The sequence below is a fragment of the Rhodoferax sp. genome, assembly GCF_037143375.1.
Taxonomy (GTDB): Bacteria; Pseudomonadota; Gammaproteobacteria; order Burkholderiales; family Burkholderiaceae_C; genus Rhodoferax.
The window spans coordinates 1-15,414 of the sequence record NZ_JBAWYV010000081.1 but is presented as its reverse complement, the minus strand read 5'-3'; the positions used below and the strand labels follow the sequence as shown (position 1 = coordinate 15,414).

Genomic DNA, 15,414 nt, shown 5'->3' with positions numbered 1-15,414 from the left:
GAAGACCTGAGCGTGGGCATGAGCGCCACCTTTTCCAAAACTATTACAGAAGCGGACATCATCATGTTTGCTGGCGTCTCGGGCGACATCAACGCCCTGCACATCAATGAAGAGTACGCCGCTACCACCGCGTTCAAGGGCCGCATTGCCCACGGCATGTTGTCGGCCGGCCTGATTTCCGCAACGCTGGCCAACCGCCTGCCTGGCCCTGGCACCGTTTACCTCAGCCAGATGCTCAACTTTTTGGCACCCGTGCGCATCGGTGACACCGTGCATGCCACCGTCACGGTGCGTGAAATTGGCGAGCGCGGCCGTGCCGTGCTTGACACCACCTGCAGCGTCAAGGGCGTGAAAGTCATTGACGGCGAAGCCACGGTCAAGATCGATTCATCTGCCCGACGCGCCCTCAAAGCCGCTCAATCAGCTGCCAAAGCCGTCGCCTGATCGACACCCCTTAACCTCTCTCTGAAAGCCCTCTAGATGAGCTACCAAGCCCCCCTGAAAGACATGCTGTTTGTAATGCAGGAGCTCGCCGGCCTGCCTAAAGTGAGCGCACTGCCCGGCTTTGAAGACTACGACCTCGACACCGCGCAGGCTGTGCTGGAAGAGTCCGCCAAGTTCTGCGAAGGCGTTGTGGCCCCTCTGAACTGGGAAGGCGACAAAAACCCCAGCAGCTGGAAAGACGGCGTTGTCACCGTCACGCCCGGCTTCAAGGATGCGTTCAAGCAGTTTGCCGAAGGCGGCTGGCAAGGCGTGATTCACCCCACCGAATTTGGGGGTCAGGGCTTTCCCAAACTCATCGCCACACCGTGCGCCGAGATGCTGCACGCGGCCAGTCTGTCGTTTGCGCTGTGCCCGATGCTGACTGACGGCGCGATTGAAGCGCTGCTGGTGGCAGGTAGCGATGAGCTGAAGGCCAAGTTTGCCGCCAAGCTCATCAGCGGCGAGTGGACCGGCACGATGAACCTGACCGAGCCGCAAGCGGGCTCGGATCTGGCTGCTGTGCGCTCACGCGCTGAGCCCCAAGCCGACGGCACCTACAAGGTGTTTGGTACCAAGATTTTCATCACCTACGGTGAGCACGACATGACCGAGAACATCGTTCATCTGGTGCTGGCCCGGGTGCCTGGCGCACCTGAAGGCGTGAAAGGAATTTCCTTATTCCTGGTGCCTAAATTCATGGTGGGCGATGACGGCGCTTTGGGCGCCCGCAACGACGCCTGGTGTGTCTCCATTGAACACAAACTCGGCATCAAGGCCAGCCCCACCGCCGTTCTGCAATTTGGCGACAACGGTGGCGCCATCGGCTACTTGGTCGGCCAGGAAAACCGCGGCTTGGAGTACATGTTCATCATGATGAACGCGGCCCGTTTTGCGGTTGGCATGCAAGGTGTTGCCATTGCCGACCGCGCCTACCAAAAGGCCGTGCGCTTTGCGCATGACCGTGCCCAGAGCCGCGATCTCGCTGGCTCAGACGGCCCGGTGTCCATCATCAACCACCCCGACGTCAAGCGCATGCTGTTGACCATGCGCGCCCATGTCGAAGGTACGCGCGCTTTGGCTTATGTCGCAGCTGCCGCCAGTGATACCGCGCACAACACCACTGACGCAGCCCTCAAGGCCAGCAATCAGGCTATGTACGAATACCTGGTGCCTGTGGTTAAAGGCTTTTCCACCGAGATGTCGGTCGAGATGGCCAGCTTGGGCGTGCAGATTCATGGAGGCATGGGCTTCATCGAAGAAACGGGTGCGGCCCAGCACTACCGTGATGCGCGCATTTTGACTATTTACGAAGGCACCACCGCTATCCAGGCCAACGACATCGTGGGTCGCAAGACCTTGCGCGACAAGGGCGCTGTAGCCAAGGCGTTATGCGCCCAGATCGCTATCACGGAGCAAGACCTGGCCGCTCACGGCAATGACGACTGCACCACCATGCTGATCTCCTTGATGGAAGGCCGCCGCGCCCTGGAAGACGCGATTGACTTCATCTTGACCCACGGCAAGAGCGACCCCAAGATGGTCTACGCCGGTGCCGTGAACTACCTCAAGCTGGCAGGCATCGTTCTCTGCGGTTGGCAAATGGCCCGGGCCATGATGGTCGCCCAGGACAAGATGGACAGCGACCCCACTTTCTACACCGCCAAGCTGATCACTGCCCGCTTCTACGCCGAATCGGTTTTGACGCAAGCGGCTGGGCTGGCACAAAACATTCGTCTGTCAGGCAACACCACCAACCGCATGTCGGTTGAGATGTTCTGACCCCTAACTATTTGATTTTTTATTGAAGGAGAAACTATGAGTTCTGAAATGTACGCACGGATTCGCGAGAATCCGAAATTCAAGGAGCTGGTCAGCAAGCGCGAACGCTTGGCCTGGACCCTGACCGGCATCGTTCTGGTGCTGTTTTTTGGCCTCTTTATGACGGTGGCCTTTAACCCGGCCGCGTTGGCCATCAAGATTGGTGACAGTCTGGTCACCACCGGCCTGGTGATTGGCCTATTTCAATTTGTCCTATTTTGGGTGCTCACGGCGGTTTACGTCTCACGGGCCAATTCAGACTTCGACGCCATGACCGAGCAGTTGCTGCGCGAATCCATGAAAGCAAAAAAATAATGAACAAACTACTACTCAAGCTCATTGCGGGCATGGCCGCCATCGGGACCGCAAGCATTGCGCTGGCTGGTCCGGCGGTTGAAGCCACGACGAAGCAACCGCTCAACGTCCCCGCGATCATCATGTTCGCCATCTTTGTCGGTTTGACATTGGCCATCACTTACTGGGCGGCTGGCCGCACCAAGTCGGCTTCTGACTTCTATACCGCTGGTGGTGGTATTACCGGCTTCCAGAATGGTCTGGCCATGGCGGGTGACTACATGTCTGCCGCAACGCTGCTCGGTCTGACCGCCATGGTCTACACCAGTGGTTACGACGGCTATTTGTTCATGATTGCCTTCTTCGTGGGCTGGCCAATCATCCTGTTCCTGATGGCCGAGCGCCTGCGTAATCTGGGCAAATTCACCTTTGCTGACATCACTTCCTATCGCTTGGACCAAGGCAGTGTGCGAACCATGGCCGCCATTGGCTCTTTGACCGTGGTGTGCTTCTACCTCATCGTGCAAATGGTGGGTGCTGGTCAGCTGATCAAGTTATTGTTTGGTCTGGACTATTACATCGCCGTGATTGTGGTCGGTTGCCTGATGGTCGTGTACGTGACCTTCGGCGGCATGGTTGCCACCACCTGGGTGCAAATTATCAAAGCTTGCTTGCTGATGTTTGGCGGTACCGCCATCATGTTGTTGGCGTTCTCGAAATTTGACTTCAGCTTTAACACGCTGGCGGCCAAAGCGATTGACGTTCACAAGATGAAAGACATGCTGTTTGCTCCTGGCAAGCTGTTGCAAGATCCGGTCAACGCCATCTCCCTGGCGATGGGCCTGATGTTTGGTCTGGCTGGTTTGCCACACATCCTGATGCGTTTCTTTACTGTGAACAACGCCAAAGAAGCGCGTAAATCGGTGCTGTACGCGGCTGGTTTTGTCGGCTTCTTCTTCAACGTCATTTTGATCATGGGCCTGTGCGCCATCGTGATTGTGGGCACCGACGCTTCCTTCTTTGAAGGCGGCACCGTCGGCGGCAAAATCATCGGCGGCGGCAATATGGTGGCGATGCACTTGGCTAAAGCCGTTGGCGGCGACATCTTGCTCGGCTTCCTCGCTGCAGTGGCGTTCGCGACCATTTTGGCGGTGGTATCCGGTCTGGCACTGGCTGGCGCTTCTGCCATCTCGCACGACTTGTATGCCTTGGTGATCAAAAAAGGCCAAGTGTCTGAAGCACAGGAAATCAAAGTTTCGAAAATGTCGTCTTTTGCCATTGGCCTGATCGCCGTGGTGCTGGGCATTGCCTTTGAGAAGCAAAACGTCGCGTTCATGGCGGCCCTGGCCTTCGGTATTGCAGCGGCTGGTAACTTCCCCGTGCTGTTCCTGTCGATGTACTGGAAGGGTCTGACCACCCGTGGTGCGTTGGCCGGTGGCTACGGTGGCTTAACCGCTGCGGTGGTTCTGGTGGTGATGTCGAAATCTGTCTGGGTGGTTGTCTTGGGCTATGCAACCCCTCTGTTCCCGTACGACCAACCCGCCTTGTTTGCCATGCCTCTCGCTTTCTTGCTCGCTTATGTCTTCTCCGTCACGGACAAGACACCACGCGCAGCCAAAGAACGTGAAGCATTTGCTGACCAGTGGGTTCGTGCTCAAACCGGCTTCGGTGCCGATGGTGCAGTCAGCCACTAAACAGTAGCTACTTCCTAAAAAAGCCCCGCAAGTCGGGGCTTTTTTTTGTCCGCTTCATGCGGCCCATTTACATACAGAAGCATTTCTACATCAATTTGACACACCCAAACGGCACACTCGGTTTATGCTTTTAGATCCTTACGGGAATTCTTCTCCCTTTTGCCCAGCGCTTAACGCGGGCCTTTCTCCCTGGAGATAAACCGATATGAATCCTAGCCAATTACCCCTCACGCCTTCAGCGGATACAACCGCTGCCGCGTTAACGGAAAGCGCCATTTCCCAACTGGTCAGCGAGGTCTACGTTGCTGCGCCTCCAGCTGAAAAAAGCCGTTTGCTGGCGCACTTGATGCGGCCCTTGGGCGTGCTCTCGCTGGTCGCTATTGCCAACGGCATCTTCGCCAAAATCCGGTTTCGCAGCAGTTGGCCTGACCTGAACATTCCGGTGGAAGACGCACAAAGCGTGCAAGCCGGTGATGTGATCACCTTGGTTAACCACGTGCAGCAAGTCAGCGTTCACGCCGTTGACAGCCTGACCGACATGCTCGCGGCATCACCCGTGCTGACCAAATCCACTGCCGCTGCACTGCTGATCACGCTGCTGCTACAACGCGCCCAAACACGGCGCGCCAGTGACCAATAGATCCGTTTTAGCCCTATTTAAATTGGTGATTTATGGAGTGCTCCGGGCTTGAATTTAACAATTGCTGCCACCATCTCCCCGGCTTACGTAAACCACCTTTAAAAGGGCGACATTCATGATGAAACGATCCATCCAGCAACGCATCGGCCAATGGCTGACGGTTGCGGCCCTGTTGGCCTTTAGCCTTGGCGCCCTGGCGCAGGCCGAGCCGACACTGAACCAGATTTATGAAGCCGCGCAAGGCGGACGTCTGGAGCAGGCGCAGGTGATGATGCAGCAAGTGCTGGTGGCGCACCCGGGTAGCGCCAAAGCACACTTTGTGCAAGCCGAACTGGCCGCCAAACAGGGCAACATGAGCCGCGCTCGCGAAGCCTTGGCCACCGCCGAAAAACTATCCCCTGGCCTGGCCTTTGCCAAGCCGGAGGCAGTGCAGAAACTCCGCACCCAATTAGCCGGAAAAAGTCCCGCCGCGACCGTGAATAATGCCCCGGCCCGGCCCGTGGCGATGAGCACCCCGGTAGCGCCTGCTTCGTCATTCCCCTGGGGATTGGCGCTGGCACTGGGCGGTGGCGCCATCGCCTTTGGCATCTTCATGATGCGCAAAAAACAGGTGCAACCCCCGGCCTATAACCCGATGATGCAGCCCACCTATGCCAACCCAGCCACCATGCAAGGCGGCGGCCTGAATGGCCCGCAAGGTTTTGGCATGGGCGGCGGAGCAGCCACCATGGCGCCGCCTTATGGACAGCCAGGCTACGGCCAGCAGCCTTATGGTCAACCCGGCTACGGTCAACCTCCTGGCAGTGGCTTAGGTGGGCGTGTGATGGGCGGCTTGGCCACGGGCTTGGCGGTTGGCGCTGGTGTGATGGCCGCGCAAGCCATTGGCAAAAGCCTGATGGGCAACAACGAGAGCGCTCCAGCGCACCCCGCAGCAGCCGCCAACAACGACTATGTGCCGATGAACGAGAACAGCGATTTGGGCGGCCAAAACTTTGGCATCAACGACACCAGTTCCTGGGACGATGGTGGCAGTTCCATGGCCAGCAGCGATGGCGGCGGCGACTGGGACAGTTAAGGCGCCAGTACGTGCTTGGCGAACAACTGTGACAGTTCCCGCTTCATCAGGTCGCCATCACCCGTATTAAGTTCAATGAGCCGACGCAATTGCGTCAGGCTCGCCACATCAATGTCCTGGCATTCAATGCCAACGTGCTGATTCTCCAGGTGAACAATGCGCCCGGCCATCACGATGCCCTCGCCGCCTTCGGTGAGTGGCAGCACCAGACGACATTTCTCCATCGGCACCAGCGCCTGCAGCGTCTCTGTCTTCACCAGCGCGCCCTTGAGGGCAATATCGATCAATTGCACGCTGATGGTGCGGTCGTGCAGGTGCAACTGCACGGCGGCGCTAAACGGCACACGTGAAAAATGACGCTGGCTCTTGACGGGATTGGTTTTCATAGTGAGCAATTGGTTCCAGAAACAGAGGGCGCCGAGTAGCGCGTTGAGTTGTTAGAAATGACGTTTATTTTGTTCCGAGGTTACGGGGCTTTAATGCAAAACGCAACTCTTAAACAACGGTAATGCTTTGACGCACCAGCCCATTGAGTTGTTCCAGCAAGGCGTTGCTCAAGCGGTGAAGTTCATCCAACCGGAGCGCCACGTCTGCGCTGCGACCCTGGACCTTGAGGGCACTCAACTCACTGGCCAGCGCCAACAGCTGCTGATGCAAAGTATCGATACTCGAAAAGATGGGCTGGACGCCGGGGCGCACCAAGCCAGCCCCCTCCATCCAGAATCTGAAGTGTTGCTGCGGGTGCTCCAGCGTCGGCGGCTTGTCTATGCCAGCCCTTAGATAATTTTCCAGTGTTTTTACCCAGGCCCGGTGCTCGACACTGGCAAAAAGCAACGGCAAATCTTCACGCCGGGCCAAGGGCACATGGCACCAGCTTGGATCGGGTTGCCAGCCCTGCGCCCAGCCCAAAAAATCTGCGGCTGGCATGGGTCGGGAGATGCCGAAGCCCTGTGCCAGGTCGCAGCCCAATTGCAGCAGCATTTCGCCATGCGCCACGGTCTCAACCCCTTCGGCAATCACCTCCCGGCGAAACGCGCTGGCCAAGCTGATCACGCCGTCCAAAATGGCCAAATCATCCGGATCGTCGAGCATGTCGCGCACAAAACTCTGGTCGATCTTGAGTTGCGCGACCGACAACCGTTTCAGGTAGGTGAGCGAAGAATAGCCGGTGCCGAAATCGTCGAGAGCAAAGCGCACCCCAATCTCACGGCAAGCTTCGATCACGCGCGAGACGCGGGCCAGGTCTTGCAAGGCACTGGTTTCCAGTACTTCCAATTCCAGATTGCAAGGACTGACTTGCGGGTGGCCCGCCAACAGGACCACCAACCGGTCCACAAAGTTCGCCTGCTGCAACTGGCGGGCACCGACGTTCACGCTCACCGGCACGTCCAACCCCAGCGCGCGCCAACGGTCCATTTGGGTTAGCGCGGTGTCAATCACCCACTCGCCAACATCAACGGCCAAGGGATGATCTTCGATCACCGGCAGAAACACCGACGGGGAGAGCAGACCCTTGTCGGGGTGCTGCCAGCGGATCAGGGCTTCAGCCCCAATTACGCGGCCCGTGCGCAAGTTGACCTTGGGCTGGTAATACAGAACAAATTCGTGTTCAGTCAAGGCGCGGCGGATGCGCTCCAGGCTTTCGTGGTGCCCGCGCACGCTGCTGTCCTGCTCGGCATCGAACACATGGAAACGGTTCTTACCGGCCAGCTTGGCCTGGTACATGGCCTGATCAGCCTGGCGCAGCAATTGATCGGCCTCCACCTCTTGGGCCTGCGGATAAAAAGTGACGCCCAAACTGGCGGAAAGCTGCAGCACCAGCGCACCCATATGCACGGGCAAGGCGGCGGCCACCAGTAGGCGCTCCAGCAAGGTTTCGCTCGCTGACACATCCTCCAGGTCCAGCAGGATCGCGACAAACTCATCGCCGCCCAAGCGGGCCAGCGTATCGACTTCACGCAACGAATCCTTCATGCGGTTGGCCAGGGCAATCAGCAACTGGTCACCGATTTCATGACCGTGGCGGTCGTTGATCAGCTTGAAACCATCAAGATCGAGGTAGGCCACGGCCAGCAATTGCCCTCGCCGCTGCGCCTGGCTCATGGATTGCTGTAACCGGTCGGCCAGCAGCGAGCGGTTAGGCAAGCTGGTGAGCACGTCATAGTGGGCAATGTGTTCCAACTGGCTTTGGTGCTCCTTGATGGCCGTAATATCAGAGAACAGCGCCACGTACTGGCTGATGTGGCCCAAGGAATCGCGCACTGCGCTGATGGTCTGCATCACCGCGTAAACCTCACCATTCTTGCGCCGGTTCCAGACCTCACCGTACCAATGACCCTTCTCGATCAAATCTCGCCAGAGGGTGGCGTAAAACTCTTTTTCCTGGCGACCCGAACTCAGGATGCGCGGGTTCTGGCCCAGCACCTCCTCACGGCCATAACTGGTGATGTGGGTAAAGGCTTCATTGACGTCAATGATGGTGCCGTCGATTGAGGTGATCATGATCGCTTCGCGGGCGCAGGTGAAGACGCTGGCCGCCAGCATCAGGTTGTCTTCGGCCAGTTTGCGCTCGGTGATGTCGCGCGAAAGAACGATGAAACGAGGTGACTCGCTGGGAAGCATCTCCTTGCGGGCAATCGACAATTCAAACCACTTTTTTCCTTGGGGCAGGTCCAGCTCGATCTGCTTGCCGCTTGAATGCCCTCGTGCATGGGCCTCTTGCAGCGCGGCCATCACAACCTCTGCGGCAGCGGGTTGCATCACATCAGTGATCTTTTTACCAATCAGGTCTTGCGCCGGCGCAATCAATAAGTCAAAGCGCGGCGAGTGGTAGTCGTAGTAACTGCCATCAAGCCCCATCTCGAACATCAGATCAGGAATGGCATCCAGCGTGGCGCGTAAATTTGCGGTGCGCTCCAACACCTTGGCTTCAAGGGTTTGGTGCGCTTTTTGAACGCTTTCGGCCATGCCGTTGAAGGCGTCAGACAAATCGCCAAACTCACGGCTATAGCCCGGGTTATTTGGGACCCGAACTGACATATCTCCCAATCCCAATTGGCGTGCGCCGCCAGCCAGCGCTTGCAGCGGGCGAGTAAGGCGGCGTGCAAACAACCAGATCAGTACCAGGGCGACCAGCGTGAGGATCAGGCCGGCAATCAGCAGCGTATTAGCCCGCCCTTTCAACTCACCCAGTGCCTCAATCTGGCGCGCGTAGTGCACGAGTGTCCAACCTTGTGTGCCACTGAGCTGAAGGTGGCGGTACACCACGACCAAGGCCTGGCCGCTGGTATCGGTTGCCTTCAGGGTTCCTTCAAAACCTGCGGCCACCTCGCTGTTGAGCTTGAAAGTTTCTTGCCCTGGGGCAACGCTCGGAAAACGGGCCAAAAGCTGTCCCGCCGGATCAAACAACAAGGTGTTTCCACGTTGCCCCGAAATCGGCATTTCGTCGAAAAAACCGGCTGAAATAAAGTGCCGAAGATCCACAAAGGCGATGAGAATGCCGACCAGTTTCCCCGTGGTGTAACCATACTCATCCGGGGCATGAATTTGACGGGCGATGACCAAGGCCGGTGCGCTTTGGGTGGCAGGCAGTTGTTCCACCATTTCCAGCGCCCCCGGTTGCGTTGCACGCTGGATCAGATCGGGGTCCTGAAAGAGTTGCCCCACATCCTCATTCACACTGCTCGCTGTAATCCGCCGGGTGGAGGGGTCCACGATTAGCAGTCGTTCATAACGATCAGGATAGGCCCGCTGCATGCGGTCAAACACGCGCTGGACATCTTGCTGAATTAATGGATCACGCTCGGCCAGTTGTTTGGCAAGCGTTTTGTTTTCAGCAACAACGAGCAGATCGCCACGGCGCTCACGCAGGGTGTTGGCGACCAAGGCACGTTGAATATCTGCCTTGACCTCCATGATGCGCACCGCTTCGTTCAGACGCTGCTCGCTGGCACCGACATGGCCGAACTGAGGTAACCCAAAATACCAAAGGAAAAAAAGTATGCCCATGGCGGCCAGAAAGAGCGCGCCAAAGTAGCCTGTAATTCGCGTTGATAAATGGGTTGTCATGCCAATTCGGATCACTTAGTCTTCGTAGTCGAAGGTCGCTAACTGGAATCGCCGCGGGTCGGCCATGACCCGTGCCAGGCCGTCATAGGTGAACGCGGTCTCCACGTTGTCCCAGGTCCCGCCCGTGGGCATCTTGCCCAAACCGGTCAAAAACAAAAACTCATTTTTCAAAGGCGGGGCACCCGGGCTCTTCAGGATGGCTGGCGCGGAGGGGATATTGAGAATCTCGCGCTGTGTAATGGACACGATCTGGGCCACTGACAACGACCCCACCTTGCCAGACAGGGCTTGCGCATCGGCCATGGCCCAAACGGTGGCTTTTTCTACGTTGCGCTGGCTGCGCCGCATCCATTCAATGGCACGCACAAAACCCGCCACCAAGTGGCGCGCCGCCTCCGGCGATTGCTTTTCAAAATGCTGCTCAATGACAAAATAATCGGTGCTCAAACCCCGCGACACGATGCGGACCTTGTCGCTTTGACCGAGGGCGATGGAGGGGGCCGGCTCCCAGGCCGCAAAAGCGTCAATATCGCCGCGTGCCAAGGCCTCAGGCATCTCATCGACCCCCAGCGCCACCAGCTTGACCCGGCTCTCGCTCAGTCCCGCCGAAGCCAGCGCCTGCAGCAAGGTGTGGTGCGCGCTGGACGCCTCGACATAACCAATGCGCTTGCCGGCCAGCCCCCTGACTTGCGTGTCGCCCTTGGCCACGATGGCCGTCGAGGTTTGTTTGACCAGACCCACCACCCAGACGTTGGCGGTGGCGGCGGCCAGAATCGTGGGCATGTCGCCCAACAAGCCGGCTTCAAGGCGATGATCAGCCAACAAGGCCACCATGTCGGCACCACGCCGAAAGGGATGCGTCTTGAGGGGTTGCCCGCTTTGTGCAAGCGTCGCTTTCAGGATGCGGTCGTGCTGCATGACCGCGCTGATGACCCCTGAGGGATAGCCCAGAGGCTGAATACCGAGGTCAACCGCAGAGGAATCGGCCACCAGGCCGTAGCGGTCGAAATACGCCTGAGCCTTGGCACTGCTGGGCAAAAGCCCCAAAGCCAGCACGCCGATGGCCAGAATTTTCTGCAAGTACAGCGGGTAGAGCGTCCGATTCATACTTTTTCCTGTGCCCAAACATGGATATTTGAAGGCAGAAATAGTAACGGAGCCTGCTACAGGCTGGAATGTTTTTTGTTAACTTGCCAGCACAAAATCGATGAAACCCCGCTCCACATTCGTCGACACCAGCTTGACGCGAACCTTGTTGCCGACTTTCAAATCAGGCGCATGGCTGACCAGTTTGCCCTCGGCGGGTGGCGAGAAAACCCGCACCCAAACACCATCCTGAGAGTTGCCGGTCACGATGCCCTCAAAGTGCTGGCCGATGTGCGACTCCAGCACCAAGGCGGCTTCGGACTTGGTAATTTGGCGCTCCACCTTTTGCGCGGCGTCTTCCTGACGCGTGCAATGCTGGGCCAAAGCCGCCAGCTCAGCGGTGGAATACGGCGCGGTCTGGTGCGCCAGCGCCGCTTTCAGCAGGCGCGAGGTGATCAGATCCGGGAAACGCCGGTTGGGCGCAGTGGAGTGGATGTAATCGCGCACTGCCAACCCAAAGTGGCCAATGGGCAACTGGCCCTTGGTCTCCACCACATACTCGCCCCGACCCATGAGCTTGACGATGACCAGCGACAGATCCGGAAAACGCAGCGGATCAGCCCGGTGGCGTTTGGACAAGAAGTTCTCCAGCGCTTTGGAATCCGGCTCGTTGGGCAAGGTTTCGCCATATTCTTTGGCCACCGCCACGATGCGCAACCAGCGCTCGGGAGAGCGCACCACGCGACGCAGCGAGGAACCACCCTGCGCCGCCAGATGGCGTGCGGTGCAGCCATTGGTGGCGATCATCACCTCCTCGATCAACTGACGGGCGCGGTTTTGCTCTTGTTGGCGCAGGTCGACCACTTTCTCACCGTCAAACACGGCCCGTGGCTGAAAGCTCTGGAACTCCAGCGAGCCCGCCAAATGGCGCAGCACTTTGAGTTTCTGGGCCAGCGTGTCTTGTGTTTTCAGCTGTGCCGCCATGCCCGACACCACCGCTGCGGCTTGGGGCAACGGGCCGGTGCCATCGATCCAGGCGCTGACCGCGTCATAGGCCAGCTTGGCCTGGTTGCGCACGCGGGCCCGGTACAGCGTGGCGCTGACCAGCGTGGCGTCGGCGTCGAAGACCATCTCGGTCACCAGCGCCAGCCGGTCGACCTGCGGGTTGAGCGAGGTCAGGTCGGTAGACAAGCGCTCGGGCAACATCGGAAATATGCGCGCCGAGGTGTAGACCGAGCTGGTGTTGGCGCGGGCGTGGTCGTCAATGGCGCTGCCTTTTTTAACCAGCGCGTCCACATCGGCAATCGCCACTAGTAGCTTGACGGCGCCCTGCGCCAGCACCTCGGACACCGTGAGCTGGTCCAGATCGAGTGAATCGTCGTTGTCAATCGAACACCACAGCAAACCGGTCAGGTCGCGAATGTCGGCGCTGCGCTCATCCGCGGGCCCGGTGATGTGGGCCAACTGCTGCTTGACCTTGTCTGAAAACTCAGGCTGCAAGCCGCGCTCGGACATGGCACGGGTGGCAAGTCGAACCAGGTCGGAGCGGTGATGGTGGTGGTTGGCGTTCATGCGGTCAATATACACGCAGCGAACATCGCCTGCGCACCTTTTGCTATTGTTTATATAGCTACTTACGCATATATGACGGGGGCTAGAGGCCTAAACAACCCCTAAGTATCGAATAACGCACAGCCCCCCTTTTCAGGTGAAGCACTGTTTCAAATCAACCGTGGCGCGGCGACCGATGTCGCCCCGGTGGTTGCTGAGCCACTCGACAGCACGCTCGCGGCCCTGGTCGCGCAGCAACGCCAGAAAAGGCGTGTGCGCAATGAGCTTGGTCTCGGTGCGCTGCAGGCTCACCACCTGGCTGGAGTCAATCATGTGAAAGCGCAATTTTTGCAGCCGCCGCTCCAGGCTGCCCCACGTCACGAAGCTGGGGCTGGAAAACTCAATGGCTTGCGCAAACATCCGCATCTCACGCATAAAGTTGGCGCTGAAGGTCAGCTCGGCAATGCGGGCTTCAATCTGTTCCACGGTGTGCGGCGTGCCTTCGTGCTTCAGGGGGCTGAGCAGAACCAGCAAGATATCGCTGGCGTCGCAGTCATAAAAAAGCGGAAATATGGCCGGATTGGCCGAGTAGCCACCATCCCAATACGGTTCACCATCGATCTCCACCGAGTGGTGGATTTTGGGCAGGCAAGCGGAGGCGAGCAGCACATCCACCGTGAGTTCGTGCTCGCGAAACACCCGCAGTTTGCCGGTGTTGGCCTGCGTGGTTCCGATAAACAGTTTGAACGGGCTGTGTTGGCGCAAGCGCTCAAAATCAACCTGCGCCAGCAGCAAGTCACGCAAGGGGTTCAGCTCGAACGGGTTGAGTTGTGACGGTGAAAAACGCCCGGCCCAATTCGCCAGCAACTTGCTCGCGGGCGACAGGCTGATGGACTCGCCCTCGCCCTGGGTCATCGAGGCCCAAGGCATTTGCTTGCCCACCTCGGTCCAGAAATTGGCCAAACCCTGGCGCGCGCCATCGCGCCCGCCCTTCATCCAGCCGTCGGCAAACACCACCGCATTCATGGCCCCGGCGCTGCTGCCACTCAAGCCCTCAAACGCCATGCCGGTATGGTCGAGCAGCGCATCCAGCACACCCCAGGTAAACGCCCCATGCGAGCCGCCACCCTGCAGCGCCAGGTTGAGGCGGGCGGGTGACGCACTGACCAGACTTTTAAAGCGGTTCAACACGGGCAACAGGGTCAAAGCGTTACGCCGCGGTACGGTGTCGGAGTCGGGGTCGGTCATCGGGGTTCCTTGTCTGCACCCGTGAGGCTGGGTCAGTCGAAATCAGTATAGGGTTTTCACCTACACACGGTGATGACCATGCTTGACATTCTGTTTTAAACAATATAAATGTACTTAATTAGCATGAAGTGATAGCATAAACTTTATGTCAAAACGATCTGCAGCCCTCAGCACCTTGCCGCCAGCGGTCCTGGCGCAGCTCCGCCAACTGGGCGACAACCTGACGATTGCACGCAAACGACGGCGCGAGTCACGAAAAGCATGGGCGCAGCGCGTGGGGGTGTCCGAGCCGACGCTGACCCGCATGGAACTTGGCGACCCCAGCGTCGCTTTTGGGGTTTACGCCAGTGCCTTGTGGCTACTGGGGCGCGCCCAATGTATTCCTGAACTGGCCGCACCCCATCTTGACCTCGGCGCGCTGGAGGCCGAAGTGCGGGTGGCCAGCCTGCGCTCGGTGCGCAAACCCATGTCGGTGGCGGCAAGACTGGAGGCGCAGCCATGAACCCAGCCGAATTCGACCTCAGCCTTTACCGCCCCTCGGATGCGCTGTATTTGTGGTGGCTGGCCCAACCCGAGCGCCCGGTTTTGATTGGCACCCTGAAGACGGTGCGCGCCAGTCAGGGCGTCTCGTTGCGCTATGCACCGGCTTGGCTCAAATCCGGTTTTGCGCTCAGCGAAGACCTGCCGCTACGCGACATTGAATGGATGCCCCACGACAAAGAAACGGCGGTGGGTGCTGTCGATGACGCCCGCCCCGACCGCTGGGGTGAACGCGTGATCCGCTGGCTAGACAAACCGCCCCGCCTGTCGCTGCTGGACTACCTGTTTTACGCCGGGGATGAGCGCTTTGGTGCCTTGGGCGTTTCGGTTTTTGAACAGGCCTACTTGCCCCGCCGACTGGGCCCCCTGCCCCATTTGGGTGATGTGAGCACGATGGCCGGGTTGATCCAAAACATCATGAATGGCGAACCAGTCGCACCACAACACAGCCGCCTGATGGCGCCGGGCGTGACCTTGGGCGGCGCGCGGCCCAAAGCCTTGATCGAACTGGAGGGGGCGCCCTGGATCGTGAAGTTTGCCGAGCCGGGAGACGCGGTGGACACGCCGCTGGTAGAACACGCGGCCATGACGCTGGCCGCCACAGCGGGCATTCGGGTTGCCAACACGCGGCCCATTAGGCTGCCCCGAGGCCACGCGCTGGCAGTGCAGCGGTTTGACCGCGAGGGGGCTTTTAGACGCCATGCGCTGTCAGCACGGGTGGCGCTCAAGGCGGCGGGTTCCGGGATGGGTTACCCGGAACTCGCCCAACTCTTGCGGCGCCGGGGCGTGGTGCAGGGCGGCGTCAGTCTGGCGCAACAACGGGAGTTGTTTCGGCGCATGGTGTTCAACATCCTGATCGACAACACCGATGACCACGAAAAAAACCACGTCCTGCTGATGACCGACGCCTGCAGCTA

Annotated in this window: 13 protein-coding genes; 8 read left to right on the top strand and 5 right to left on the bottom strand. The window is 58.9% G+C overall.

Features of this window, described 5'->3' with window-relative positions:
- The 6 genes from WCG50_RS12420 to WCG50_RS12395 all read left to right on the top strand — a co-directional run.
- On the top strand, positions 1–444 hold a 444-nt coding region (locus tag WCG50_RS12420), incomplete at its 5' end, for a MaoC family dehydratase (RefSeq protein ID WP_336899920.1).
- Positions 445–480: 36 nt separating this feature from the next.
- Positions 481–2,262, top strand: a complete 1,782-nt coding sequence (locus WCG50_RS12415; RefSeq protein WP_336899919.1) for an acyl-CoA dehydrogenase — start codon at positions 481–483, stop codon at positions 2,260–2,262.
- Positions 2,263–2,298: 36 nt separating this feature from the next.
- Positions 2,299–2,616: a DUF485 domain-containing protein gene (locus tag WCG50_RS12410; protein WP_336899918.1), complete on the top strand. Its 318-nt coding sequence runs from the start codon at positions 2,299–2,301 to the stop codon at positions 2,614–2,616.
- On the top strand, positions 2,616–4,289 hold the full coding sequence (locus WCG50_RS12405; RefSeq protein WP_336899917.1) for a cation acetate symporter: 1,674 nt from the start codon (positions 2,616–2,618) through the stop codon (positions 4,287–4,289). Before WCG50_RS12410 ends, WCG50_RS12405 begins: the two co-directional genes overlap by 1 nt.
- Positions 4,290–4,494: 205 nt before the next feature.
- Complete coding sequence (locus WCG50_RS12400) at positions 4,495–4,929, top strand: hypothetical protein (protein ID WP_336899916.1); 435 nt, start codon at positions 4,495–4,497, stop codon at positions 4,927–4,929.
- Between the two features lie 115 nt (positions 4,930–5,044).
- A complete protein-coding gene (locus WCG50_RS12395) occupies positions 5,045–6,004 on the top strand; it encodes a tetratricopeptide repeat protein (RefSeq protein WP_336899915.1) in 960 nt (319 codons plus the stop codon).
- Here WCG50_RS12395 and WCG50_RS12390 read toward each other — a convergent pair.
- The 5 genes from WCG50_RS12390 to WCG50_RS12370 all read right to left on the bottom strand — a co-directional run bounded on the left by WCG50_RS12390 (position 6,001) and on the right by WCG50_RS12370 (position 13,957).
- Entirely contained in the window at positions 6,001–6,390 is a 390-nt protein-coding gene (locus WCG50_RS12390) for a PilZ domain-containing protein (RefSeq protein WP_336899914.1), read from the bottom strand. The two genes, WCG50_RS12395 and WCG50_RS12390, sit on opposite strands and share 4 nt — an antisense overlap.
- 109 nt (positions 6,391–6,499) lie before the next feature.
- Positions 6,500–10,072, bottom strand: a complete 3,573-nt coding sequence (locus WCG50_RS12385) for an EAL domain-containing protein (protein ID WP_336899913.1) — start codon at positions 10,070–10,072, stop codon at positions 6,500–6,502.
- A gap of 15 nt (positions 10,073–10,087) precedes the next feature.
- Positions 10,088–11,179: an NrtA/SsuA/CpmA family ABC transporter substrate-binding protein gene (locus tag WCG50_RS12380; RefSeq protein ID WP_336899912.1), complete on the bottom strand. Its 1,092-nt coding sequence runs from the start codon at positions 11,177–11,179 to the stop codon at positions 10,088–10,090.
- Positions 11,180–11,257: 78 nt separating this feature from the next.
- Positions 11,258–12,730 carry an RNB domain-containing ribonuclease gene (locus tag WCG50_RS12375; RefSeq protein WP_336899911.1) on the bottom strand — a complete coding sequence of 491 codons (1,473 nt, stop codon included), beginning with the start codon at positions 12,728–12,730 and terminating at the stop codon, positions 11,258–11,260.
- 132 nt (positions 12,731–12,862) lie between these two features.
- On the bottom strand, positions 12,863–13,957 hold the full coding sequence (locus WCG50_RS12370) for a patatin-like phospholipase family protein (RefSeq protein ID WP_336899910.1): 1,095 nt from the start codon (positions 13,955–13,957) through the stop codon (positions 12,863–12,865).
- A gap of 145 nt (positions 13,958–14,102) precedes the next feature.
- Between WCG50_RS12370 and WCG50_RS12365 the strand changes: the two genes are divergently transcribed.
- Together WCG50_RS12365 and WCG50_RS12360 are read left to right on the top strand one after the other, a co-directional pair.
- Positions 14,103–14,459 (top strand): XRE family transcriptional regulator, encoded by a 357-nt coding sequence (locus WCG50_RS12365; protein WP_336899909.1) that lies wholly within the window; start codon positions 14,103–14,105, stop codon positions 14,457–14,459.
- Positions 14,456–15,414 (top strand): HipA domain-containing protein (locus WCG50_RS12360; RefSeq protein ID WP_336899908.1); only part of this gene is annotated, 959 nt, incomplete at its 3' end. The genes WCG50_RS12365 and WCG50_RS12360, both read left to right, overlap by 4 nt.